Genomic DNA, 25,468 nt, shown 5'->3' on the forward strand with positions numbered 1-25,468 from the left:
GGACCAAATTGGACCACGGAATGCACGGAAACCGCGGTGCTCCGTCCGTGTTTTCCGTGTTTGCCTCGGGCCATCTCCGGTTTCTTTCGGTCGCCGACGCCGTCAATCGAACGGCGCGCGCGCCGCGCGGAGCGCCAGGGCGAGCATTCCGGCCGCCCACGCGAACAGGCATGAGGCCAGCCACAGCACGGGATGTTGCGTCCACCACGTGACGAGCGCTCCGGCACCCAGAGTATTGAACACCGCTCGCTCCACCGAAAAGAGCACGGACACGCGAAACGCATCGAGGGGATTCGCCATCAGCGTCGCCACCCAGACCGCCGGGTGCGCCTGCACCCACGGGGAACCGGCGACCAGCAGAAGCAACAGATCCGTCGCGAACAGCAGCGCGAACCAGCACGCGACCGCCGTGATCAGGCCGCGCACCGGCTCGCGTATCCACAAACCCACTGCGAGCCCCAGCCAGGCGAGCACGAGACACACGCCCGCCGCGCCGGCCGCAAGTCCGAGCAGGGTCGACGACCACCCGCCCGCAACCCACCACGGCACGACCAGCAACAATGCCGACGGCATCACCAGCGCCGCGAGCCCGACCGCCTTGCCGATCACCCAGGGCCGGATCCCGCTCGGCTGCGTGTGCAGAAATGCCGCTTCCTCCCGCTCCGCCTGCGCCGAGCTCAGGCCGAGCAGCACCGCGGACAGCGAGATCGCATACATCACGGCATAAAGAAGAAACCACGCGACGCCGCGCTCCTCATCCTCCGGAGCCACCAGCACCGCCGCCACCCCGGCCGTCGCGAGCAGCGCGAGATGGCCGTAAAGAAACCGGTTCACCCGATGACTGAGGCACTCGCGTCCCACCGTGGCGGTGGTCGCGTGCAGGAAGTCGGCCACATTCGCGTTCATTCAACCCCTTCCGAAATCGGCAGCGAAATCCCCTCTTCCGCCGTGAACGCCTCGCGCAACCGCTCCGGCGGCAACTCGCCGGCGACCCGGCCGCCTCTCAGCGCAAAGCAGCGATCGACCCGTCCCTCCCATTCGCCGAGCAGGTGTGTCGCGACGAGCACGGTGCGTCCTCCCCGCGCCTGCTCGAGCAGAAAGGTCTGCAACTTCACCCGCCAGAACGGATCGAGGCTCAGCCCCGGCTCGTCGAGGAGCAGCACCGGCGCGCGCGCGAGCGCGAAAATGACGATCGCCAGTCGCTGCCGCATGCCGCCCGACAGGTGGCTCGTGACCACCTTCGCATGATCGAGCAGTTGCCACGCGGCCAACTCCTGCGTCACGTCGTCGTCGGTCCGCCGGCGCAGCCGGCCGTAGTACGTTGCGACCTCGCGGGTCGTGAGCCGCGGATGAAAACTCGGCGACTGCGGCAGAAACGAGAGCTGACTCAACGCCGCCCGACGCTGCGTGCGCAGGTCGAAGCCGTTCAACGCCACCTCCCCCGCATCCGGACGCGCGAGTCCGGAAAGAATTCGCAACAACGTCGACTTGCCGGCGCCATTCGCCCCGACGAGCAGACTCACCGCGCCGGGAGCCACCGCGAGATCGAGGCCCTCCAGCACGAGGCGCCGCCCAAACGCCTTCCGCACCTGATGCACCGAGATCACCGCGACGGAGGGATGGCGAGCGGATGCGGGTCGGTGACGCCGGAAAGTCCGCGCACCGGCACCCGGCTGTAGATAAAGCGCACGAGCGTCTCGCCCGGACTGCCCGACAACAAGCCGATCGCCGGAAACGGACGCCGCCATTGACCGAACACGTCGACCTCGTGATGCGCGAGATCGGCCACGCCGTCCTGATTCAAATCGAGTCGCAGCGCGCCGTCCCAAAAATTTCCCCGGCCGTCGACCGCCCAGCGATTGGCTTGGTTGTCGCCGGTTGTTTCGACCGGATGGAGATTGCGCACGAAGCGATTGCGGGCGATCAGATTGTCGCTGGAGCTGTCGGTGATGCGCATCCCTATATAATTTCCGGCGATCAGGTTCTCCTCGACGCGATCGCCGGTGTTCACCTCGAGAAACAGGCCGACGGTGTTGCCGCGAATGACATTGTGCTCCACGCGGGTGTCGTCGACGGAGTGCATCAGCAGTCCGTAGGCCCGCTCGCTTCGGTTCGCGAGAAACCGGTTCCGCTCGAGCGCGATGCCGCGCGAATACATCAACGCGGCGCCGGCGACATTGTCGGTGAAGAGGTTGTCGCGAAACGTATTCTCGTTGGAATACATATAGTGCAGCCCGTAGCGCACCTGGCTGATACGGTTTCGCTCCACCCGCGTGCGATGAGCGAACGAAAAATAGATGCCGTCGCGCGTGCCCCGGATGTCGTTGTCCGCGATCTCCAGCCGTTCCGACTTCCACACGTGAATCCCGTTGCCGCGCTGGTTCTGCTCAATCTCCGAAGAACAAAGCTCCTCGGGCCGAAGCTTCACGCCCCCGAGCACCGGATCGCCGATCGTCTCCGACTGGGCGCGTCCCCGAATGGTATTGTGCAGGAGGCGGACGCCATTCGCGCCCTTCACATAGATTCCGTGCAGACAATCCACGATGGTGTTGTCGCGCACGATGGCGTTCGCACCGGTCACGAACACCCCCGCGTGATCGCGTGAAAGGTCGGCTCCGGAGTGGCGGATGACAAAGCCGGCCAGTTCGACGTCCGGCGCGCGAATTTCGACGACGTGGGTTTGGCCGTCGCCCTCCAGTTTCGCGTTCCGCGCTCCATGCAGCCGCAGCGGTTTGTCGATCACGAACGGCCCGCGATAACTTCCCGCCGGCACCTCGATGATGCTGCCTGCGGCCGCGCTCGCGATGTGGGATTGCAGATCGAAGTCCGCGGCCCGTGCGACGCCCGGCGCGCCGGCGGCGGTCGCGACGACGGCCGCAAAAAACGGCAGCGCCCCGCGGCGCAGGTTCATACCGGCTCCTCCTTCCGCGACAGCCACATCGCGGCGATGACAAGGACCGGGAAGAGAGCAAAGAACACCGCGGCCGGTTCCGGCAGGCTGCTTTGCGTGAAGTTGGCGATCTGCTGCTTCCCCAGGATCACCGGCGTGAACGGCTCGATGTGCATCGGCGCCCGGGGATCCAGGTTGTGACCGTAGCTATAGAGCCGGTAATAAAAGCTGCCGAACGAAAAGGCCGCGAAATATAGAAACAGCGCCAGCAGGTCGACAAGGCTGCGCATCGTGCCGATGGCCGTCGCGCGCAGCGTCAGGAGCAGGAAGACGCCGAGGGCAAACGGCACCCAGCGCATTTCGAAGAAGTCCGCCTCGGCGATCGGCTTCATGCCGATATAATGGTTGAGATTGTTGATCTCAGGCAGGTCCTGACCGTCGTTCCCCGCCACGATCTTGTAACTATAGATCGTCAGCCGCAGTCCCTCTTCATACTGCGGAGCGACGAGCTTGATTTCCCAGATCGGGAACACCGCGGAGGCGACGATCGCCCCCGCGGCCAGGATCAGGAACAGGCGGGCCGTGAGGCCGACCGGCCGCCGCAGAAAAACATACTCTCGCCGCAGGGTCTCGCGCATCGCGACCGCTCCTCCGCTAACGCGCGGCGGTTTTCGGCGCGGGCTTCACCGCGAGATAACCCTGCATCTCCTGATGGAGCGCCGAGCAGAAGTTGGTACAATAATACGGGAAGACGCCGGCGCGGTCCGCTTTGAAGGTGACGGTCTTGGTCTCACCCGGGTCGACGATGACGTTCACGTTCATCTCCTCGAGGCCCCAGCCGTGGATCATGTCGGGAGTCTGCTCCACGTTGGTGATGTGCATGATGATCGTGTCGCCCTCCTGCGCGTCGATGCGGTCGGGCGTGAAATGACTGCGAATCGCCAGCACCTTGGCCACGACCGTGTTGCCGTTGCGCGTCACGCCGGTGTCCTGCGCCTCCCACACGGCGTTGGGATTGTGATTCTCCGCCCGTGGATACACCTCGATCGGCTTGATCGCGTCCGCTTTCAGGATCTGCATGAAATGCGGTTCCGGGTCCGTGAACGCTTCATACAGCATCGTCATTTTTTCGCCGGTGATATCGATCAGCTGACTGCTCTCGGGTTGCGTGGGACCGACGCTGATGTGCCGACCTTTGGACATCTTGTTGCCCGCGACCATATAGCGGCCGTAGGGCTCGATCGTGTCGGAGCCCGCGACAACCAGGTGGCCGATGTTGAAGTGCACCGGGATCTTGTCGACGATGACCTTGCTGAGGTCCTGGCGCTGTTCGTCGGTCCACGGCGGCAGCTTGAACTTCGCGATGGCGGATTCGATGAAGAGCGACGTGTAGGCGTTGCCCTTGCCGTCGTATTGCGTGTGCAGCGGACCAAGGCCCACCGGCACCTCGCCCTCGAGCACGCTCTCGAATTTCAACACCGGCACGCCGCGAAACTCCTCGGCGAAATCCTTGCGGTCGATCGCCGCCTTGATCTTCGCAAAGCTGAACACCGACGCGGTCGGCTGGAGCTTGCCGCCGGCAACCACCCACTCGCCGGTCGGATCGACGTCGATGCCGTGCGGCGATTTGGGCACGGGGAGAAAATACATCACGCCGGGTACCTTGCCTGGATCGATGACCGGCACGCCGTCCATCATGGTGGCCTTGCCGTCCCGCACCGCGGCCTCCGCGGCCCGCCAGTTCACGACCGCGGCGTAGTCGCGGTCCTTCTGCGACGCGTTCGCCTCCAGGTTGTCGTGCGCCATCTCGGTGTTGTAGGACGTCCAGAACGCCCACCCCGAGCTCGGCCCCTTGCCGGTCGAACCCAGATCCCAGTCGAACGGCGGCGTGAGAATCTGCCAGCCGACGGACATCTCGCCGGTCTCCTGATTCACTTTCACGCCGCTGACCATGCCGTTGAACTCCCTCTCGTAGTCCGCGAGTTCCGCATAACGACCTTTCGGCAGCGGCACGGAGAACCGTGTAGCGCAGAGAATATACTCCGTATTCTCGGTCACGAACGAAGAGCCGTGATTGCCAATCGAGTTCGGGATCGGCCCGAGGATCTGCTTGGTCTTGAAGTCGCGCAGGTCGATGCGGGCGATGCGGTTGTTGCCGTTGTCGTTAACGAACAGCCACCGGCCGTCGTATTTGCTGCCGGTTTGGGAAAGCGCCGGATGGTGCACGTCACCCCAGGTGAACTTGCCCATCATCTCCTTCGTTTCATCGTCGAAGCCGTAACCTGTTCCCGGATACGGCGCGAACACGGGGATGGTCGTGATATGCCGCATCGATGGGATGCCGGCAACAAACACCTGGCCCGAATGCCCGCCGGAATAGAAAAGGTAGAATTCGTCCTTTTGTCCCGGCGCCACATAGGTGCGCGTGGCGGCGTCGTTCCCGGCCTGGCTGCCCTGCTTGCCCTTGGCCGTGTCGCCCGGGCGACCGCATCCGGCCGTCAAGCCGAGGACCACCGCCACGGCTGCTCCGCTGTAAACAAATTTCATGGTGGCCTCCTTATTCGACGATGAGGTCACCCTTCATGCCCACCTGGTAGTGGCCAGGAAAGGAGCAGAGGAATGGATAGCGACCCGGCTGGGAGGGGGCGTTAAACGTCACCGTATCCTGCTCCTTGGGTCCGAGCAATTTGGTGTGGGCAACGACGTCCGAGGTGCGCGACGGCGGGATATAATCGCTCGTGGCTGCGGTGGCCGCCTCCTGGATGAAGGATTCCACCACGTCGGCATTCTTCATCACCACGAAATTATGGCCCATCGAGAATTTCGGGATCGAGCCGACGTTCTTGAGGGTAACCGAGAGCGGCTCGCCGGGCTTGGCGCGGATCTCGGTGAGCGAGAATTTCATCTGGTCGTTGGCCGTGATTTCCACCGCCCGTCCACTCGCCGGCGCGTTCTTCGCGCCGCTCGTGGCCGCGCTGCCTGACGCGCTCTCCGTGGTTGCCGCCGACGAGTTCGTCGAATCCGTTTTCTTGCTACAACCGATCAGAAGCGCGGAAGCACTGGCGACACACAACAGGAGGAGGCGGAAGTTTTTCATGGTAATAAGAATTTCGTTTTGGGGATGGTTTCGGCCCTCGAACCTACGCCGGTACCCGCAAAATCAAAACCGGGGCAGGCCCCGGTTTCTTTGACCGAGGAATCGCGAGATTTACCGGGGCCCCATGGGCAATTCTCCCATAGGTGCCGACGCTAGAACCTCGCGACCCGCCGCCGGTCTGACGAAACATGCGCTGCGTCCTTATCGTTGTTTGCCTCGCGCTTTGTCTCGTTCGTGCGCAAGCCGCCGAACGCATCTTCACCGTGAAGGGTACTGTGACGGCGCCACTCACCGACGGCACGATCACCGTGGCGCACGAACCGATCCCTGACTACATGCCGGCGATGACGATGCCGTTCAACGTCGCACCTGAAGCGACGGCGGCGGCCGCGCGCCTTCGCGCCGGCGACCAAGTAGAATTTCGCTGGCGCGTGACGAAGGACTCCTCGCAAGCGTGGGACTTCAAACGAATCGGTCGCGACGAAGCCCACGCGCGGCCGCCGGCCGGACCGCCGGTCACGGCCCGTCGGATCAGGGAAGGCGATACGATTCCCTCCTTCGCGCTGACGGATCAGGAGGGGAACGCGCTCACCGAGGCGGCGCTCCGCGGCAAAGCCACGCTGCTCACGTTTATTTTCACCCGTTGTCCGGTGCCGGAGTTCTGTCCGCGGATGTCGGAGCGCTTTCAGTCGCTGCAACGTCAGCTCACCGCAGACCAGATTCACGCCGTCGTTCCCGTGCAGCTCCTCAGCGTGACGATCGACCCGGAGTTCGACACGCCCGCGGTGCTGCGGGATTACGGCCGGCGCTACGGAGCCGATCCGAACACCTGGCATTTCGCGACGGGCTCGCCGGCGGAGATCGAATCACTCCGCCGAAGCTTCGCCGTGTTTGCCGAAAAGTCGGCGGCGATTCTCGATCATACGCTCGCCACCGTGTTGATCGGGCCGGATCTGCGGGTCGCCGCGATCTGGCGGGGCAATCGCTGGAAGGTCGACGATGTCGCCGCCTCACTCACCCGTCTGGACAGCGCCAATGGCCGCGCGACAGCGTCGGAATAGCGTTCTCCACCATCGCCCTCCGACCGGTTGCGGAAATAACCGGCGACGCCGGACCGCGTCATAGTCGACGGAGCCGCGCCAGTAACGCGGGATCGTCCGGCACGAGCGTCAGGCCGTCGCGATAATGTCGCTCTGCGCCCGCGCGATCGCCGCGCTGCTCCGCCTGCACGCCCATGTGACCGTGCCACTCGGCCAGCGCCTGGCGGGCGTCTCCGTTTTCCGGATGCGCCTCGACGAGTGGCCGCAGGTAGCGTTCCGCCTCCGCCCAGTGTTCCGCCGCGAGTTCGATGCGACCCCGGAGCAACAGCGTCGGCGGAAACGTCGGCTGCAAACGCAGCGACCGATTGAGCGCGGCGAGGGCCTCGTCGAGGTCGTGCAATGCGAGCAGGGAAACGGCGAGATTGTAGTTGATGCTGGCGTCGTTCGGGTTGCGCTGCAGCGCCGCGCGATAAGCGGCGACCGCTTCGGCGTGATGCTGCAAATCCGCCAACGCCAGTCCCAGCGCCTCGAGCAACTCCGCGCTCTCTCCGCGCTGCGCCAGGCCTTCGCGCACGACGCTCTCCGCGTCGGCCGGTCGCGCCAGCAGCCGGTAGGCGCGACTCGTATCGGCATACCACTCGACCGGCAGTTTTTCGCCCAGACGCGATCGCGCCGTTTCGAAAAGGGCCAGCGCCTGGGCCGGTTCATTCTGCCTAAAGTGCATCGCTGCGAGCAGCCGATAGGCGTCAAAGTCCGTCGGCTTGAGAGCGATCGCGCGTTCGAATAGCGACCGGGCGCGGTCTCGATTCTCGCGCATCGACTCGATGGAGCCGGCGACGCAGAGACGGTCGTAATCGTAACACCAGGGCTGCAACTCTTCGAGCCAAGGATCCACGGGATCGGTGTAGCGCAGCGTTTCCACGCCGAGCCACCGGTGCCAGCTGGCCTGTGCGCGGTCGCCTTCCGCCGCCAGGATTTCGGCATAGAGGTTGTGGGCCGTGGAAAAATGTGGCGCCTCCTTCAGCACAAACTCGAGCTGCGCCTTCGCTTCCGCGGTCCGCCGCGCTTGCAGCGCCACCCGCGCGAGACCGAGCCTCGCGTAGGGATCGCGCGGCAGCAAACCGAGCCGCAGCCGGAATTCGCTTTCCGCGCCGGCCAGATCGCCCGTCTTGAACAGCAGGTTGCCCAGCTGCCAGCGGGCCGGCGCGTAACCGGGCGCGCGTGTGAGGGTCTCGCGCAGCGCCACCGCCGCCTCCTCGTCGTCGCTGTCGGCCAGCCGCAACATCGCGCGATAATACCACCAGCGCGGCTCATCCGGCTGACGCGCACACAGCACCTGCCAGCATCGGCTGGCTTCGGCATCGTAACCGTTTGCCTGATACAAACGGCCGAGCTCTGCCACCGCCTCCAGCAATGTCTCGCCGGCTTCGGTTCGCGCTTCCGCTTCCGTCAGGCGCGTCACAAAATCCGGTGGTTGGCCCCGCACGTCGGGGCGGGATGGCAACGCGGCTCGTACTTCGCGGATCCACGCGGTGCGCTGCCAGGTCCACGCGACGGCTGTGATTACGACCGCGGCCAGCAGGAACGCCGTCCAGCGCCAACGGCTCCACGGCGGCGCGGAGTCGGCGCGACGACGACGCATGCGTTGGGGCGCGTTTCGTTTCATTTTCTCCGCCACAAGGTGACGCTGCTCATGTGTTCGAACGGCGGCAGCGCGTGGAAGCCGCCCGTCACGATTTCCGGCTGACCGTCGCCGTCGAGATCGCCGACGGCGGCGGTGACCAGCTGGATCGGTCGATGCGCGAGCGCCACCGGTGTGAAGCCTTCGTGACCGTCGTTCAGCCACGCCATCATCGAGACGGCTTCGGGGTTCGACCAGTCCGCGAGCGCGCTGACGGCGAGGAGGTCGACGAAACCGTCGCCATTCAGATCGGCAGCGCACGGGCTGTAAGCGCCGGGCAGCTTGCCGACCCGGCGCAGCTTGAACCGCCCGTTGCCGCGATTCTCGAGCCATTGGATGCCATGCCAGGGCCGCGGCACGAGCACGGCGTAGTCGACGCCGTCACCGTTCGTATAAATCAGATCCGGCTTCCCGTCGCGATTGACGTCCGCGACGTCGAGGCCGCTGCTGCCATAGTCCTCGTTGGTGGAACCCCACAGCGGCGTGTCCTCCAACTGGCCGCCGCCGAGGTTGCGGAACCAGTGGATTTCCTCCCACTCCTGCGAAATCAGCGCCATGAAATCGGGCCGGCCGTCGCCGTCGAAATCCGCCACCGGCGTATGGATGCAGCCGGATTGTGTATTCACGACCTGGCTATCGAACGTCCAGCCCCCCTCATTGCGCATCCAGCGTGTCTCCCCCTGCGCATAACCGAACTGGCCGACCACCAGGTCGAGCCGGCCATCGGTGTGGCCGGCGAGATTGGCCGCGCGCACGTCGGTCACGCGTGCCGTGTGTTCGAGGAGCACGCGACGGCGGAAATGTTGGTTATCGAGATTCTCCAGGACGACGACGGCGCCGAGGCGATCGTTGGTGGGCAGAATCTGGCCCATGCTCGCGACGAGGACGTCGCGCCGGCCGCTGCCCTTGAGATCCGCCACTTCGACATGCGCGGGGCCGGCGACTTCGCCGATCACGGCTTCCGTGAACACACCGCGCGGCGACTGGCGGATCCAGCGCACGGTGTTCAGGCGCGCCTCGCAATACAGCACGTCGGGCAGGCCGTCGTCGTCGAGGTCCACGATCTTCACGTGCGTGACGATCGGCCGGCCAAACGTCTCGACCGGCGCGCCGAGCGGCGTCGGTTCGAATTGCAGCGGCACGCCGGGCGAGCGCTCGACGAGGCGGACCGCCGGATCATCGGCCTCGCCGCGGTGACAACCGCCGCATGAGATCGCGAGCAAACCCGCCGCTCCCAGCGCGGGGATGAGAACGCGAAGAAGGCGCGACCGCGGCCTCACGCCGCGATTGCGCCAGAAGGAAAACGAGCCCGGCGGAATTCCGCCGGGCTCGGGAAGCCTGCACGTCACTAGAATCGGAACGTATTGGTCAGGAATATCTGTTGCGGAGGTCGGATGCGATACGCGGCCGGAGTTCCATCCGGCTGCACGGTGACCGGCAGCAGTTCGTTGCCGACGCCGACGTTCGCCACGTTCAACTGCACGTGCCAATCGATCCGGCCGTGGAACAGTTTCCGACGGTAGCCGACCCACACGTCGAAGTCGGTCAGCGCCTCGTCACGATACGGCGAGCCGAGATCGTATTCGATGTAGGTGGGCTGCTGAATCGGCTTGTAGGCCAGGGTCATGGCCGACTGGTAGCGCATGGCGCCGCCGATGCTCCATCCCTTCAAACGACCTTCGCTGAAATCGTAGTTCGTGATGAGGTTGATGTGCCAGAGACGATTTTCCGGGACGACGGTGCCCTGTTCGGCGATGCGGGCCTTGAGGTCGCCGTTGGCGTAGCCATTCCAGTTTTCCCGCGCATTGGCGGAACCGCCGGGGCCCCAGATGCGGAGATCGCCCATTGCCGTCTCATTCAGACGCCGGTCGAAATCGAGCAGATACTCGGTCATCGTCATGCCACCGCCGGGCACCGGGGTGTTGCCCAGGTTGTCGCGATACGACTTGATGCGGGACGCGTTGAGCGTCATGCGCCAGTTGTTCGTGATCTGCGCGTGCAGCTCGTATTCGTAACCCTCGGCGAGGAGGTCTTCCGTGTAGCGGAAGTTCGCCACCGCGGTTTCCGTGAAGTCGGAGCCGTCCCAGGCGAAGCTCCACGCGGCCGCCATCGTCTGCGGCAGCGGCGCCATTTCCTGGAGCCACTGATCCCATGCGTTGATGACCGCGATTTCCTGCGCCTCGGCCTCGGCCTGCGTCTGGCCGTTGAGCGGCAGGTAATCGAAGTTCCACTTGGTTTGCGGATCGCCGGGACCGGGCACCGGCAGGTCGCTGATGATGTTGTTGCCGTAGCGGGTGCTGTTCGGCTGGCTGCGGTTCGCGTAGTTGTATTTAATCTGGTGATACGCCTGCGCGTAAATGCCCACATTATTGCCGTAATTCCAGAACTGCAGGCCGGTGGACGGGTTGTTCTTCACCGCCGACTCGAACTTGTTCACGCGCAGCGAGTATTTGCCGTCGCGCGTCGCGATCACCACGCCCATGTCCTTGGTCTCACCGGAAGGCAGCGGCAACTCCTGGCCGAAGTAGTCCTGATAGATCGTGCCGGTTTGGAAGTTCTCGGACTTGTTGTAGGTGGCGCTGATGCTGACCGGCAGCTTCTGGGCCCAGCGGCCGAGCCAGGGCAGGCGATCGAAATGCACGACCACGCCCCAGCTGCGCGAGTCCTCTTCGACGGGTCCGAATTCGCTCACCGTCGGGACCACCGACGCCGGGTCGTCGCCGGCCTCTTCGCGGTTCCAGCGGGTGATGGTCTGGCCAACCTCATCGTGGCGGAAGCCCGCCGTGCCGACGATCGAATCGTTCCAGAACTTGCCCTGCCAGACGATGGCCTCGGCTTTGTTATAGCGATCGTCCCAATCGCGATTCGTGGTGAGCGCGGGGATGTTGGCCGGGTTCTGATCGGTCAACAGCGACACCTCCTTGGTCACCCAACCGCGGTAGTTGGCCGGGTTCTCCGATTGCGTTGACAGCGCCGGGCCGCCGGGCAGGCCGGCCGTGACTTGGTTGTACCACGGATCCGCCGGATTCACCCCGGTCGCGATCCAGGTCGAATCGAAATAACGCAGCGAGGCTTTGTCGCCGATCATCGGACGCGCCGAAGGCGCGCGGAGACGCAAGTCCTGGCCGAGGCTCTGGCCCTGCAGATTGGGCCCGATGTAAGCGACCTGGATCGGCACGAAATCGGCCCAGAAGCGACCGTTGTTGGCTTTGATTTCGGCGAACTGCGGATGGTTGTAGTAATCGCCGGTGAAGGTGCTCTTCACCCAGCTCTCGCCATAACGATAGTAATCGTCGCGCGAGGCCATGCCCGTGATCGTGTGCTGGCCGAGAATCCGCAGCAGCCAATGGCTGTCGTCGGAGCGGGCGAAATCGTGCGTCGCGAACGCGGTGGCGCGCACGCTCTCGCGATCGGTCCGGGACCGGCCCTCGCTATTGCCGACGGTCACGAACGGACGGGCCGCGCCGACGTTCTGGGTGCCGTCCACATACCAGCCCTTGCCCGGCGCATTCGTCCCATCGATCCACTGCTGGTGGATGTCGATGTAGATCGTATCGCTGCCGGGATTATAGCCGCCGTCCTTGTACGTTTCCTCGTGATAGCCAATATCGAAGCCGACCTTGTCATTGAAGAAGGTCTGGCTGAGCGAGGCGTCGAACGTGTTGAAGTCGTACCACTCGCGCTTCAGGTCGCCGTCGAGGAGGTGGTTATAGAAATCGAAGACGCGCGTGTCGTTGAAGAACTTGTTCTTCGCGAGCGACGCGAACGGCAGCTTCATCTCGAAGGCGTAATCGCGATAACCGGGGATGCCCTTCGGGCCCGCCGGCGCCAGACCGCCGATGTTGCCGTCGCGCTCGCCGTTGGCGCCGATGCCGAGATAAGTCACCGGGTTCAACGCCATGGCCATGAGCGGCGTCGAGGAATCGCCGTTGAACTGGAAAACGGAACCGCCGAAGTAGCCGGCGAAGCCGGTGCCCTGGCCGCCGAGGAGCGGCTTGAAGTTCGGATTCGGATTCGGCGGGCTGGCGGCATCCTGGCGCGCCGCGTCGCCGCGGCCCGGGATCTGCCAGTTGCCGTCGTTCAGCCACGCGAGGTAATACGTCGGCGTGCCGAGATCGAACCACGGCGTGATACGGTCCTGCGGCGGCATGTTGCGGGGGCGGTTGCTCGTCGACGAACCCAGTTCGCCGTCGACCTTGATGATCGTGCGCGCACCGGCCTTCTTCAGAAACTTCGGTTCGTAGCGCAGCGCCACGAACTGCCGGTTGAAGTTTTCGAACGCCGGCTTCTGCTTGAACTTCGCCTCGTTCTGCACGAGGGCGAGCCGGATCGACAGCTCCTCGGGCAACAGGACGCGGTTGATATCGAGCGTTCCGCGGATGCTGCCGTATTGATCGACGCGCGCGGAGACTTCGGCGAGATTGCGATAACTCGCCTGCTTCGTGCGCGTGTTGATCACGCCACCGGCGCTGCCCTGACCGAAGAGAATCGCGTTCGGGCCGCGCTGGATATCGACCGCTTCGACATTATAGCCATCCCAGGGGATGTTGGTGAGATACAGGTCGCGGGTGTTGTCGGCGCTGACGAGGCCGCGCACCCGGTTGTTCGACTGGGGGCTGAGACTCGCGCTGGTGTTGGGCGCATTGCCGCCGCCGGAGCCCGAGTAATTGCCCCAGACGCCGCCGACTTCCGTGCCGAGCGTATATTGCAACAGCGAGCGCTGGTCGGTCGCGCCGATGTCGGTGAGAAACTCCGCATTATAGACCGAAAGCGCCGTGCCGAGGTCGCGCAGATCGGTGTTCAGGCGATTGCCCGCGAGCGTGGACGCGGTCGCATAGCCGTTGCTCTGTTGTTCGGCGGAGACTTCGAACGGAGAGAGGATCACAACGTCCTCGTCGTCCCGAACCGAGGCCGCCGCCGTGGTCTGCGCCTGAACGGCACCGGGGGCAAAGGCCACCGCCAGCACGGCGCCGGCGGCTCTCATTTTGTAGGTGGCTGCTCGTTTTATCATGGATGTAGTGTTAGGGATCCTTGCTATCCACCGCCGAGGCGCGGCTGCCCAAACGGCCACGCGCGAGGCTCTGGACGGAGCAACGCGAATGGCGGGCCGCACGCGGGCGGATTCGTGGTGTGGGGTATCGGGTATTTTCTGTAACGGCAGAGTGGCCCTGGGAGAGAGCCGCCTGCTTATGCTGTATATTATCTCTCGCGGATCGCAGGGTCTACGGGCGGTTTGCGCCAATTGCTGGTGCGCTTTTGCGCCTCGCTGCCACGAGCGCCGGTCGGACCTCTGTCTGGAGTAATAGTCATGGTTATACCCAATGACGGGTTGCCGCTGCGGCGGGCGGGCTGTCTCGTTCCGGCACTTTCGCCCCCGCCTCACCCCGGCTCGTTCCGCCCCTCCCTGCACGGGTTTCGCCCCGCTTTTCCGCATGCTCCCTCGCCCCGCCTGCCTTGTCGCCGCCCTCGCGCTGCTGGGCCCGGCCGCCGCTGCTTCCGGCGATTTCGTCCGCACGCCGTTCGCGCCGCCTTCGGCCCCGGCTGGCGCGTCGCTGTTCACGCGGCTCGACCCCGCGGCCACCGGTCTGAAGGTGGACAACCGCTACGACGATCCGCAGATGTGGGGCGCGCGCTACCGGCCGTTCATGGGCGGCGCGATGGGCTCGGGCGTCGCCGTCGGCGACTTCGATCGCGATGGCAAGGTCGACCTCTACGTGAGCACCAAGACGAAACCTGGCCGGCTTTTTCGTAATCTCGGCGGCTGGCGTTTTGTCGACGTCACCGCTGCGGCGGGCCTCGCCGAGGAAGGCTCCGTGCTCGATTGGTTGAAGGACACGGTTTCGTCCGATCGCACGATCGTCTGGCGACAAGGCGCCGTGTTTGCCGACGTCAACAACGACGGCTGGCCCGATCTCTACGTCTGCCGCATGGGCGCGCCGAACCTCCTTTATATCAACCGCGGCGACGGCACGTTTCGTGAAGAGGCCGGGAAACGGGGACTCGCGATCGAGGACGGCAGCGTGGTCGGCGCCTTCGCCGATTACGACCGCGACGGCTGGCTCGACGTCCTGGTGCTCACCAACCAACTGGAAGGAACCGAGCCCGACGGTCGCGCCGACCGGCTGTTTCGCAATCGCGGGGATGGATTCTTTACCGAGGTGACGAAAGCAGCCGGTCTCGGCGCGAAGACCTTCGGTCACGCCGCCACATGGTTCGACTACGACGGCGACCGGTGGCCGGATCTTTATATCTGCAACGATTTCTCCGGGCCGGACGGCTTTTATCGCAACAACGGCGACGGCACCTTCACGCCCATCCTCGACGAGACCGTGCCGCATACGCCGTTTTCGTCGATGGGCGCCGACGTCGGCGACATCAACAACGATGGCCGCTTCGATCTGCTGATCGCGGACATGGCCACGACGACGCGGGAAAAGGATCGCCGCGGGCTCGCCGCCTCGCGCAACGATGTCCTGCGCACCGCCACCACGCCGCACACCGCCCCGCAATACATGCGCAACGCCCTGCTGGTGAATTCCGGCAGCGGCCATTTCGCCGAGGCCGCCTGCTGGGCGGGCGTGGCCGCAACCGACTGGACCTGGGCCCCGCGGCTGGAGGATTTCGACAACGACGGCTGGATCGACCTCCACGTGACCAATGGCATGGTGCGCGAAGCGAACAACACCGACCTGCTCGCGGACATGATGCGCGCCCTTTCCGATCCGCAACGCATCGGCGTGATCAAAAAGGCCCCGCCGCTGAACGAGGCCAACCTCGCCTACCGCAACCGTAACGGCGAGGGCTTCGAGCCCGTCACGAACGAGTGGGGCCTGGGCGAGGTCGGCGTGAGCTTCGGCTCCGCGACCGCGGATTTCGACGGCGACGGGGACCTCGACCTCGTGTATTTGAATTATGACGACGGCCTCAGCGTGTATCGCAACGACACGCAAGGCCGCGGGCTGCAAGTGCGGCTGACGGGCACGAAGTCCAATCGCGACGCAGCCGGTGCCGTGGTGCGCATCGAGACCGGCACCGGCATTCAGGCCCGCGATTTCACGGTCGCGCGCGGCTACGCGTCGGGCAGCGAGCTCGTCGCCCACTTTGGGTTGGGCGACGAAGCCACCGTGCGCCGCCTGATCGTGGAATGGCAGTCGGGCGCGACCCAGGAGTTTCGCGATCTCGCCGCCGGTCACGCCTATCGCATCACCGAAACGCCCGGCGCGAAAGCGGCCGAAGCCCCGCCGACGGCCCCGTTGTTTCGCTCCGACAAACGCGCCGACGGTCTCGCGTTCACCGACGAGTCCCGCCCCGCCGTCCCGGACCAGGAACAGGCGTTTCTCCCCTTTCGCACCGACCGTCGCGGCCCCGGCATCGCCGTGGCGGATATCGACGGCGATGGCGACGAGGATCTCTATGGCACGGCCACGACCGGCTCGCCCGCCCGGCTGCTGCGGCGCGACGGCGCGACGTTCGTCGAGGAAACGCCGCGCGGCCTCGCGAAAGGAGAGGTCGAGGACGGACCAGCGCTCTTTCTCGATTTCGACGGCAACGGCACGCGCGACCTGCTCGTGACGAAAGCCAGCGCCAACGCGAGCGCCTGGCCGAACGCGTATCAGCCGATCCTCTACGCCAATGACGGTCAGGGAAACTTCAGCCCGACGTCCGCGCTGCCGGAATTTTTTCTCAATGTCGGCGCGCTTTGCGCCGCCGACATCGACGGCGACGGCGACCTCGATCTTTTCCTCGGGGGGCGCTCCGTGCCCGGTCGTTACCCGGAAACGCCGCCGAGCGTGCTACTGCGCAACGACGGTGGACGCTTCGTCGACGTCACCGGCGATTCGCCCGCGCTCGGCCGCGTGGGTCTCGTGAAAAGCGCGCTGTTTCGCGATGTCGATGGCGACGGTCGTCCCGACCTCGTCGTGGCGCTGGAGTGGGACTACGTGCGCTATTTTCGCAACGAGGGAGACGGACGCTTCACCGACCGCACGAAGGAGGCCGGCTTCGTTTCGGGCGGACGCGGCTGGTGGAACAGCCTCGCCAGCGCCGATCTGAACGACGACGGCCGACCGGATTTCGTCGCCGGCAATCTCGGCTTGAACACGACGTATCACGCGTCGGCCGCGCAACCCGCGACGTTGTTCTACGGCGATTTCGCGCAGAACGGCACGCGGCTGCTCGCGGAGGCCGTTTACGACGGCGCCGAACGCTATCCGCTGCGACCGCGCGCGGACATCGCCGCGCGGCTGCCGTTCGTGCTGCGTCGCTTTCCGAAGAACGACGCCTTCGCGAAGGCGACGATGGCGCAGGTCTTCGGAGAGAAAGCGCTCGCCGCCGCGGAACTCCGCGAAGCGGACAACTTTTCCTCCGGCGTGTTTCTGAGCCAGCCAGACGGCACATATCGTTTCGCGGCTTTTCCGCGCGCGGCGCAGCTCGGCCCAATCCAGGGCTTGATCGTCGCGGACCTCGATGGCGACGGCGCGGCCGATGTCTGCGCGGTGCAGAACTCCGACGCGGCGATTCCGCGCTTCGACGGCGCGCTCGGAATATTCCTGCGCGGACGCGGGGACGGTCAGTTTGAAACGCTCCCCCCGGCGCGCTCCGGGATCGTGGTGCCGGGCAATGCCCGCGCGCTCGTTGCCTTCTCCGCCCGCGACCGCGGCCGGCCTGATCTTTTTCTCACCCGCCATGGTGGGCCCGCCGAGCTGCTCGCGAATCAAAGCGAGGGCGCGCGCTGGCTCACCGTGCGGCTCGAAGGCGGGAAGGGAAACCCCGATGCGATCGGCGCGCAGGTGCAGTTCGTGTTCTCGCAGCGGCGGCCCAGCCATCACGAGGTCGGACTCGGCGACGGCTGGTTCAGCCAATCGAGCCCCGCGCTCTTCGTGGCGACGACGCCCGCCGACCGGTTGATCGAGGCGGTCGTCACCTGGCCGGACGGACATCGCTCGCGGCACGCCAATCCACCGGCTGAAGGCGTCTGGCGCTTGCGACGGCGTTGAGGTTTTCCACACCTCCCAGGTAAGCGATCGCATGAATCTCTTGAAGAACCTCCGGACCGACCGACGTGCGCTTTGGTGGAGTCCTGTCTTCGCGCTTGCGTTATTTCTCCTGCTGCAGGCCGATCTGGCGCAACTCCGGTGGGTCTCGGACCTCTCCGCGCAGGGCAGCCCGCCGCCGGCACGCGACGCGTATTCGCCCACCGGTTACGCACTGGGTCAGCGGCATTTCATCGGCAAGCACGAGCGCGGAGAAACCTATCGCTGGATCGCCGTCACGCAGGAGCTGATGGACACCGGCTTCCTCGGCGCCCGCATTTACGACGGCGACACGATCCCGTCCGGCCGCCCGCAATTGCTGCCGAAGTTATACGCGGCGTGGTTGACGGCGGTCGCGTGGGGGATCCACGGATTCACCGGCGCACCGCTGCCGATCGCGGTCGAACAGGCGGCGCTGTGGGAGCCGCTTCTCTCGCATCTGCTGATGCTGGTCGGATCGAGCGTCTTCATGGTCAGGCGATTCGGCTGGGCGAGCGGCGCCGCGAGCGCGCTCGCCTTCGCGCTTCTGCCATCGATCGCCGGTCAATTCCTGCCCGGTGCGCTCACCGCGCGGACGTGGGCCATGTTTTTGGCTGCTTACGCGATCGCTCGCGGGTTCACGGCGAATCAGGAAGATGACCGCCGCGATCCTGCGTTCGGCCTGGGTGCCGCTCTCGCCACGAGCGCCGCTCTCTGGCTGGATCCGGCCTGGGGTTTTCCGGCCGTGCTGGCCACCGCCGCGAGCGGATTTGTCCGCCGGCCCGCGACGGCGTCCGCGCCTTTTCTTCGCTGGTCGCTGATCGGAGCGGGACTGACGTTTGCGGCCTGGCTCGTGGATCGCACGCCTTGGTCGCTCGCGGCCGGCGAACTCCGTTACGTCCATCCGCTGTATGCGCTCGCGTGGCTGGGCTTGGGTTTCGCGCTCGAGGGTGTCCACCGGCTTCGTGCCAAAAACCCGGAGCGTAAACGCACATTCCTCCTGCTGCTTGTCGCGGCGGTGCTGTTGTCCGCTCTCGGCTACGCGCAGGTGCGAAACGATTTCCTGGGCTGGCTTTACCCCAGCGTCTGGATGCGTCGCATCACGTCGCTCGACGAATCCAGGGCGTTTGCGACGGCGTTCGACTGGATCGCTCAGGCAAGTTTCGTGGAGATCGCGTCGCTGACGGCGCCCATCGTCGCGGCCAGCGCAGCGCTCGCACTCGGTTGGCGGCGGCTTCGTTTCTCTGCCGATATCCCGCGACGCCAGCTGATTTCTGCGACGGTCATCTTCGCCGGCGTGCTGCTGCTGGCGCTTTTTCGCGTTCGCTGGGGCGTGGTCGCCACCCTCCTCGCGTGGCCGCTGGTCGCAGGAATCGTTCGCGATGCGCCGGTTTATCGCCGCATCGCGGCAACGGCGGCGGGCTTGTTTCTACTCACGCTCGCGCTGTGGTCACGCTCGCTGCCGGCGACGCTCGCGCGACCGGGCGTCGACACCGAACCGAGCGCTGCAGACGTCGAGGCGCTTCTGTATCGTCATTTCTCGCACTGGCTCGCGTCGCACACGCCCGGTGAAAAGATCGCCGCGCTCGCCCCACCCGAGTTGTCGGACTCGATCGTGTTTCACGGCGGTGGACACGTGTTGATGTCGACGGCTTGGGAATCCTATCCGGGCCAGCTCGCCGCGCGCCGGATCCTCAGCTCGCTGGAATCCACGGAGGCGGAAGCGGTGCTGCAAGGACACGAGATCACGCACCTGATCCTGCCCTCGTGGGACAAAGTTCTCCCGTTGTTTGTGCAAAAACCGCTCGAGTCGGGCCGCGACACGCTCTTTGACCGGCTCGATCGCTGGACGTATCCAGGGTATTTGCGACCGATCCCCTACCGGCTGCCGCCGGCGCCGGTTTACGTCGGGCAAAAGCTCGCGGTGTTCAAAGTCACCCCGCTGCAGGATGAGCCGCTGATGCTCAGCCGGCTTGCGGAATACTTCGTGGAAATGGAACGCCCCGAACCCGCGGCGATGGTCGCGCGCGTGTTGATGAAGGCGTATCGCGACGACCCGAATGCCGCGATCGCCCGCGCGTTCGTTGGCGCGGAGGCGCGACAAACGACCGACTTCGAACGCGAGCTCGCCCGCCTCGCGGGAGATGTCCGCGACGGACGCACGCCGCCGTTGTGGGACCGTCGCGTGCAACGCGCGATCGCGCTCGCCCTCGGTCGTCAACGCGAGCTCGCGCGAACCGAGATCGAGGCGTGTTTGGACACCGCCACCGCGGCCGACCTGCTCGAGCTCACGCCACTGCAAGCCTACCGGCTGAGCACCCTCGCCCACGCCTACGAGCTTCATTTCGCCGACAAAAACCTGACCTCGCTCCTCGCCGCGCTCGGTGCGGAATATCGGCCCGCCGAGCCGAAGGGCGACTCACGCTGAACGCGGCGAGCGCGCCCCTTTTACTCCAGATCGATGATCCCGCGCTTCACCGCGACGACCAGCGCCTGGGTGCGGTCGGACACGCCGAGTTTGCTGAAGATGTTCGCCACGTAGATCTTGATCGTCCCGACGACGAGGCCGAGTCGCGCGGCGATTTCCTTGTTGCTGAGGCCCTTTGCCAGCAGCTTCAGCACCTCCATCTCGCGCGGCGACAACCGCGCCAGGAGCCGCTCCGCGATCTTGGCCGCGACCTGTGGCGGGATGTATTGCTCGCCGGCGTGCACGAGACGAATCGCCTCCAGCAGCCGGTCGAGCGCCATTTCCTTGACCACGAAACCCGCGGCGCCGGATTTGACCGCCTGATAAACCTCCTCGCCTTTGGCATAGTTGCTGTAGACGAGCACGCGAACCGCGCCGAACTCCTCACGGAGCGCCCGAATCGTATCCACGCCGCTCATACCTTGCATGCGCAGGTCGAGCACGACCACGTCGGGCTGGTGCCGGCGATAGGCGGAAATCGCCTCCTGCCCGTCCTCGACGTCGCCGACCACCTCCATGTCGAGGGCATCGTTGATCGCCGTCATGAGCCCCATGCGAATGGCCATGTGGTCATCGACGAGCAGGATCTTGATTTTCTTCGTGTCATTCATCAGCGGAAAGGGGTTCGGGAGCGGCTTCGCGCAGCGGCACCTCGATGCGGATCGTGGTTCCCTGTCCCGGCACGCTATCGATGGCGAGCGTTCCTTTGAGTCGCTTCACGCGCGTGCGGATTCCCCGCAGACCGAGATGCCCCGTGCGCTCGCGCAGCACCTCGTTCGGCAGGAAACCGACTCCATCGTCCGCGATCGTCAATGTCACCGCGGCCCCGGCATAGCCGAGCCGGATCGAAATCCGATGCGCCTGCGCATGGCGCAGAGCGTTGGTCGTGGCTTCCTGGGCGATGCGCAGCAGGTTGTGATTGGCGGTCCGCCCCAGCGCGACGGGCTCGCCCTCCACGTCGACGTCGATCGTCACCTCCTCGTCGTTGATGAACGTCGTGAGATTGCGCAACGCGTCGCCCAGTTCGGTGCCCTCGAGCAACGGCGACTCCATGTCCCAGACCGCATGCTGCACTTCCTGCCGCGAGTAGGAGATCATGTTGCGGACCACGTTGAGCCGCGAACGAATGTCGCCGCCGACCGCCGGCAGCTTGAGCGTCGTGTCGAGCTGCAACATCGCTCCGGTCAAACCCTGCTGCACGCTGTCGTGGATCTCGTTGGCCAGACGGTTGCGCTCGGCCAGCGTCGCGGCCCGGCGGGTTTCCTCGCCGAGCTTCGTCATCGTGGTTTCGAGGTCGCGAGTGCGCGTCTTCACGAGGGCCTCGAGATCCCGGTTGCGCCGACGTTCCAGATAACTGGACCACCGCGTCACACCGGCAAGGACGAGCAGCCCGGCGCCTCCCATCAGCAGGTAGGCGGGCCAGGTGCGATGCCAGGGCGGCAGGATTTCGAACTCGAAAGTCGACGGCTCGGACGAATCGCCCTGGGCGGCGACCGTCCTGACCTGCAGCCGGTAAGCGCCTTCGCGGAGCCGGCGAAAGCTGAGCAGCGAACTGTCGAGCGGCGCCCACGGCTCGTGCTCGCCGAGGCGGTATTCATATTCCGGAGACCGCCGCCACGCGTCCGTCCCCGAGTAGAAGCGAAAGCTGAGGCTGTTCTGCGCAAACTCCAGGCGCCGCGGCGTGGCGGCGGCGTCGGACGCCAGCAGTTCCTCGTTGCGCTGCAGATCCACGATGGAGACCAGCGTGGGCCGGCGCGACCGCGGCGACGGCGCGGACCAGGACCGCTCGATATGATACAGGGACCGTTCCGCCAGGACCCAGACTTCGTTGCCGGGGAGGATGCGCACGACCGGATAACGGTCGTTCACCAGATCGAAACTGGTGGCGTCCATTTCATAGCCGTTTTCGCCGGGCGCGAAACGCACGAGGCCCTCGTTGTGCGACGCCCAGATCACGCCGTTCTCGTCGCGCTGGAGCCGCGTGATCCAATATGGCGAACGGTCGAGCAACTGCTGCAGTTCCAGAGCGTCGCACCACGTGCCGGTTTTTTGATCGTAGAACCGGTGCGGCTCCTCCTCCAACGCGCTCAACATCACGATGTCGTCGACCGATCCGATGTTGACCCACGAGCCCTTGGTCCACGACTCGTTCGGGATCACCTCCAGTTGCAGCCGGCCGTCGTGATGCCACAGCCGCGCCACGCCGCCGCCACCCATCTCCATCCAGACGGAATCGCCGACGCGATGCACGATGCGCGGGTTCGGGGCGCCCGGAATGCGAGGCACCACCTCGGTCCATTCCCCGTCGCGCCACTCGAGGAGTGCGATCTCCGACGGGCCGATCACGTAGCAATGGTTCTCGTCGGTCATCACTAGGTGCGCGAGATTGCGCACCGAACGGACGGGTCGCAGGACGCCGTCCGGCTCGACCGCAAACAGTTCGTCCCCGTTGCCGACGAGCATCCGCGATCCCCACGCAGCCAGGGCCCATGCCCCGCCCGGCGGCTGCGCGGGCCACACTTCAAAGGAGGTCGGCGCGCCGCGGCTGCCGGGCACCGCGCTGAACAGGCGTCCGTTCGAGACCACCATGATGCGGTCGTTCCACACGGCGACGATCGGCCAGACCACCGGCAAACCCAACCGTTGTCCAAAGGCGGACAGCGGGCTGCCATACAATATTTTCTCGATCGAGTCTTCGGTCTCCACCCAGAGCACCCCCGGCTCGCGATTGGCCAGCGCGGCGATGTTATGATATTGCGACGTGGTCAGCGCCATCAGCACTTCGCCCTCCTTCGAAAAGAGCAAAACACCCTGGCCCGTCACTCCGATCGCGATGCGGCCGTCGACCAGTTGCTGCAGAATCGAGACCGGACCACGAATGACATCGGGTTCGAGCTTGGGCCACGGCGACACGGTTTTTCCGTCGAACACCATCAATCCGCCGCCGACGAGCGCGACGAGGCTGCGCGTCTCGTCGAGAGGCGTCGAGAGCTCCACGACCGTCCGGTCCAGCTCCGTGCCTGCCGCCAATCGCATCGCCCCGGCGTCCACATCCACGTAGCGCAGCGGCTCATCATAAGCGGAGATATAAGCCTGATCTCCGACGCGGAACAGCCGTGAAAGCCGCGGCACTTCCAATAGGAAGCTGCGTTTGCCGGCGAAATCCCAATAGGCGATGCCATTCCAGCTCGCGAAGAAGATGCCGCGTTTCGTCACGAGCAGATGGTCGAACGTGGCGGTGGCCACCCACGCCGGCGGGGTCGCTGGCGTCAGCGACACGGGATGCAGCCGTCCGTCCTTGCCGCTCTCGACATAACCCCAGGAGCCGCGCGCGCCGTAATACGAGCGGCCGTCGGGCGCCGGCACGACATTGATCATCGCCACCTGATCCTTCCCGCCCTGTTCCGCGATATTCAACCAGGCGGTGTCATTGAGAACCGAATACACCGCGTCGTGAATCACCGCGAGCCGGCCGAAGCGATCGAACCCCAGCCGCGAGCCGCGCGGCACCGCCCCGATGTCGCCCAGCGAATACGAACGGATGTAGGGCATCCCGCGCACCGGCGAAACCTCGGCCGCCGCAGGCGTCGGCGCACACGCCAGCCCCACCGCCAGGATACAGCCGCTCCACCCGGCGACGAACCGAGCCCGTCGCGATGAGCCTGCCGGCGACACCCGCCCCTCTCTGTTTCCAATCTCCGAAAGCATCTGGTGCGCTCTTGAAAGCAGCCCCGCAACGTGAAGCGCCGTCTCCGCGCAGGTAAAGCCCATTCGCCACCCGCGGACCGAAACCGCGCGTCGCTCCGGACCGGCTATTACCCGGGCAATAGTTCTGCCTACCTCCAATGCCGGGTTGCCGCCGGCGCCTCGCGGTTGCGTGATGCGCACGCTGCGATCAGCCGTTCGGGCCGCTCCCCCCGCGCCCGATTCCCTTCCACCCCCGATGAGCCAGCCCCACCGCGTCGCCCCTATCCGCCTGCTCCGCCCCGGCACGCACCGCGACCACGGCCAACGTCCCGCGCGCTGAGCCATGGTCCGGTTGCTGACAGGTTCCAGGCACAAGGTGCTCATTGCCGGCTCCGTAGCGCCCTACGAATGCCTCCGGGGCGTCGAACGTTTCGCCCGCGAACACGACTGGCATCTCGTGATGGACATGCTGTTCACCGGTTCGCTGCCGCGTGGCTGGACCGGCAGCGGCGCTCTCGCAATGCTGCCCTACCAGCCTGACCTGCTGGCGCACCTGCGGGCCACCGGCGTGCCGTGCGTGGTCTGCACCGGCGACGGCGAAACCTTTCCCCGCGTCGAAACGGACCACGCGGCGATCGGCCGGCTGGCCGCGGATCATCTGCTGCAGCGCGCCCACCGGAGTTTCGCGTGGGCGCCTTTTCTCAACGACGCCGCCAATCGCGACCGGCTCGCGGCCTTCCAGTCGCGTCTCGCCGAACACGGCTGCGGCTGCCGTCTCCTGCCGGCGCTGCACACGCGCATCGGTCCCTACTGGCAGGGCAACTGGACCGAACACCGGCGCCTTCTCACCGCCGAGCTGCTGCGCCTCCCGCGGCCGACGGCGGTGTTCGCGTTCAACGATTGCGTCGCGACAAATCTGGTCGACGCCTGCCGCGATGCCGGACTCCGCCTGCCGGAGGACATCGCGGTGCTCGGCGTCGGCAATTCGATCGTCGCCCAGACGTCCCCCGTGCCACTCTCCAGCGTGGACGACAACATGGAGGAGCTCGGCTATCAGGCGGCGGCCTTGCTCGAGCGGCTGATGGGCGATCCCGACATCCGGCCGGAACTCGTGCGCGTGCCGCCGCGCGGGATCGTCACGCGCGTGAGCACCGACATCGTCGCCGTCAACGATCCGCGCGTCGCACGGGCTCTGAGCTACATCGCGGAACATTATCCGGATCCGATGCTGACCGTCTGCAAGGTCGCGGACGCCGTTGGCATTTCGCGGCGCAATCTCGAACGCAGTTTCCGCGACGAGACCGGCGGCACGATCAACGACTACATCATCGCCATCCGGATGCGTGAAGCCTCGCGTCTGCTCAAGGCGCATCCACGTGCGAAGAGTTCCGAGATCGCCGCGCTGGTCGGCATTCCCGGCGCCGGCACGTTCTTCCGCACCTTCCGCCGGTATTTTGGAACTTCGCCGAGCTCGCATCGCGAGACCGCGGAGCCGGACGCGCGCGCGGACGCTCCCGGGAAACACCTTCGCGCCGCGTCAGTCGCGGCCCTCCACCCCGCGCGTCGGGCCGCCCTGTCGGCCTGACCCGATCGTT

The 25,468-nt window shown here is 65.6% G+C and carries 15 protein-coding genes; 4 read left to right on the forward strand and 11 right to left on the reverse strand.

What is annotated here, in order from left to right:
- Positions 1-102 precede the first annotated feature (102 nt).
- From AC6RV7_RS01960 to AC6RV7_RS01985, 6 genes are read right to left on the reverse strand one after another with little or no spacing between them, the layout of a single operon-like run.
- On the reverse strand, positions 103-906 hold the full coding sequence (locus tag AC6RV7_RS01960) for a hypothetical protein (protein WP_500092214.1): 804 nt from the start codon (positions 904-906) through the stop codon (positions 103-105).
- The gene (locus AC6RV7_RS01965) at positions 903-1,607 is read right to left on the reverse strand and encodes an ABC transporter ATP-binding protein (protein ID WP_500092215.1); all 705 of its coding nucleotides are present in this window, start codon (positions 1,605-1,607) and stop codon (positions 903-905) included. Before AC6RV7_RS01965 ends, AC6RV7_RS01960 begins: the two co-directional genes overlap by 4 nt.
- Positions 1,604-2,911, reverse strand: coding sequence for a NosD domain-containing protein (locus tag AC6RV7_RS01970; protein ID WP_500092216.1), 1,308 nt, complete (start codon positions 2,909-2,911; stop codon positions 1,604-1,606). The genes AC6RV7_RS01965 and AC6RV7_RS01970 overlap by 4 nt, the downstream gene beginning before the upstream one ends.
- On the reverse strand, positions 2,908-3,528 hold the full coding sequence (locus AC6RV7_RS01975) for a hypothetical protein (RefSeq protein WP_500092217.1): 621 nt from the start codon (positions 3,526-3,528) through the stop codon (positions 2,908-2,910). Before AC6RV7_RS01975 ends, AC6RV7_RS01970 begins: the two co-directional genes overlap by 4 nt.
- A gap of 16 nt (positions 3,529-3,544) precedes the next feature.
- Complete coding sequence (nosZ, locus tag AC6RV7_RS01980) at positions 3,545-5,437, reverse strand: Sec-dependent nitrous-oxide reductase (protein WP_500092218.1); 1,893 nt, start codon at positions 5,435-5,437, stop codon at positions 3,545-3,547.
- Between the two features lie 10 nt (positions 5,438-5,447).
- Entirely contained in the window at positions 5,448-5,987 is a 540-nt protein-coding gene (locus AC6RV7_RS01985) for a plastocyanin/azurin family copper-binding protein (protein ID WP_500092219.1), read from the reverse strand.
- A 188-nt stretch (positions 5,988-6,175) separates the two neighbouring features.
- On the opposite strand from AC6RV7_RS01985, the gene AC6RV7_RS01990 reads away from it, so the two are divergent.
- A complete protein-coding gene (locus tag AC6RV7_RS01990) occupies positions 6,176-7,048 on the forward strand; it encodes an SCO family protein (RefSeq protein ID WP_500092220.1) in 873 nt (290 codons plus the stop codon).
- A gap of 58 nt (positions 7,049-7,106) precedes the next feature.
- Here AC6RV7_RS01990 and AC6RV7_RS01995 read toward each other — a convergent pair whose 3' ends face one another.
- The 3 genes from AC6RV7_RS01995 to AC6RV7_RS02005 all read right to left on the reverse strand — a co-directional run bounded on the left by AC6RV7_RS01995 (position 7,107) and on the right by AC6RV7_RS02005 (position 13,719).
- Positions 7,107-8,669 carry a tetratricopeptide repeat protein gene (locus tag AC6RV7_RS01995; RefSeq protein WP_500092221.1) on the reverse strand — a complete coding sequence of 521 codons (1,563 nt, stop codon included), beginning with the start codon at positions 8,667-8,669 and terminating at the stop codon, positions 7,107-7,109.
- Between the two features lie 20 nt (positions 8,670-8,689).
- Complete coding sequence (locus tag AC6RV7_RS02000; RefSeq protein WP_500092222.1) at positions 8,690-9,988, reverse strand: FG-GAP repeat domain-containing protein; 1,299 nt, start codon at positions 9,986-9,988, stop codon at positions 8,690-8,692.
- 68 nt (positions 9,989-10,056) lie between these two features.
- Positions 10,057-13,719 carry a TonB-dependent receptor plug domain-containing protein gene (locus AC6RV7_RS02005; RefSeq protein WP_500092223.1) on the reverse strand — a complete coding sequence of 1,221 codons (3,663 nt, stop codon included), beginning with the start codon at positions 13,717-13,719 and terminating at the stop codon, positions 10,057-10,059.
- Between the two features lie 421 nt (positions 13,720-14,140).
- Between AC6RV7_RS02005 and AC6RV7_RS02010 the strand changes: the two genes are divergently transcribed.
- Both AC6RV7_RS02010 and AC6RV7_RS02015 read left to right on the forward strand, forming a co-directional pair.
- Positions 14,141-17,704 (forward strand): CRTAC1 family protein, encoded by a 3,564-nt coding sequence (locus AC6RV7_RS02010; protein WP_500092224.1) that lies wholly within the window; start codon positions 14,141-14,143, stop codon positions 17,702-17,704.
- A gap of 31 nt (positions 17,705-17,735) precedes the next feature.
- The gene (locus tag AC6RV7_RS02015; RefSeq protein ID WP_500092225.1) at positions 17,736-20,147 is read left to right on the forward strand and encodes a hypothetical protein; all 2,412 of its coding nucleotides are present in this window, start codon (positions 17,736-17,738) and stop codon (positions 20,145-20,147) included.
- 20 nt (positions 20,148-20,167) lie between these two features.
- On the opposite strand, the gene AC6RV7_RS02020 is transcribed toward AC6RV7_RS02015, so the two are convergent.
- Positions 20,168-20,797 (reverse strand): response regulator, encoded by a 630-nt coding sequence (locus AC6RV7_RS02020; protein ID WP_500092226.1) that lies wholly within the window; start codon positions 20,795-20,797, stop codon positions 20,168-20,170.
- Complete coding sequence (locus AC6RV7_RS02025) at positions 20,790-23,738, reverse strand: sensor histidine kinase (RefSeq protein WP_500092227.1); 2,949 nt, start codon at positions 23,736-23,738, stop codon at positions 20,790-20,792. The genes AC6RV7_RS02020 and AC6RV7_RS02025 overlap by 8 nt, the downstream gene beginning before the upstream one ends.
- Before the next feature lie 478 nt (positions 23,739-24,216).
- Between AC6RV7_RS02025 and AC6RV7_RS02030 the strand changes: the two genes are divergently transcribed.
- Entirely contained in the window at positions 24,217-25,458 is a 1,242-nt protein-coding gene (locus AC6RV7_RS02030) for a XylR family transcriptional regulator (protein ID WP_500092228.1), read from the forward strand.
- Positions 25,459-25,468 lie beyond the last annotated feature (10 nt).

This window comes from Opitutus sp. sgz309028 (assembly GCF_059821195.1).

Coding starts and splice junctions, on each gene's coding strand:
- AC6RV7_RS01975 (WP_500092217.1), bottom strand. CDS start 3,528: ATGCGCGAGACCCTGCGGCGAGAGTATGTTTTTCTGCGGCGGCCGGTC.
- AC6RV7_RS02030 (WP_500092228.1), top strand. CDS start 24,217: ATGGTCCGGTTGCTGACAGGTTCCAGGCACAAGGTGCTCATTGCCGGC.
- AC6RV7_RS02020 (WP_500092226.1), bottom strand. CDS start 20,797: ATGAATGACACGAAGAAAATCAAGATCCTGCTCGTCGATGACCACATG.
- AC6RV7_RS01970 (WP_500092216.1), bottom strand. CDS start 2,911: ATGAACCTGCGCCGCGGGGCGCTGCCGTTTTTTGCGGCCGTCGTCGCG.
- AC6RV7_RS01995 (WP_500092221.1), bottom strand. CDS start 8,669: ATGCGTCGTCGTCGCGCCGACTCCGCGCCGCCGTGGAGCCGTTGGCGC.
- AC6RV7_RS01985 (WP_500092219.1), bottom strand. CDS start 5,987: ATGAAAAACTTCCGCCTCCTCCTGTTGTGTGTCGCCAGTGCTTCCGCG.
- AC6RV7_RS02005 (WP_500092223.1), bottom strand. CDS start 13,719: ATGATAAAACGAGCAGCCACCTACAAAATGAGAGCCGCCGGCGCCGTG.
- AC6RV7_RS01990 (WP_500092220.1), top strand. CDS start 6,176: ATGCGCTGCGTCCTTATCGTTGTTTGCCTCGCGCTTTGTCTCGTTCGT.
- AC6RV7_RS01960 (WP_500092214.1), bottom strand. CDS start 906: ATGAACGCGAATGTGGCCGACTTCCTGCACGCGACCACCGCCACGGTG.
- nosZ (WP_500092218.1), bottom strand. CDS start 5,437: ATGAAATTTGTTTACAGCGGAGCAGCCGTGGCGGTGGTCCTCGGCTTG.
- AC6RV7_RS02015 (WP_500092225.1), top strand. CDS start 17,736: ATGAATCTCTTGAAGAACCTCCGGACCGACCGACGTGCGCTTTGGTGG.
- AC6RV7_RS02025 (WP_500092227.1), bottom strand. CDS start 23,738: ATGCCCTACATCCGTTCGTATTCGCTGGGCGACATCGGGGCGGTGCCG.
- AC6RV7_RS02010 (WP_500092224.1), top strand. CDS start 14,141: ATGCTCCCTCGCCCCGCCTGCCTTGTCGCCGCCCTCGCGCTGCTGGGC.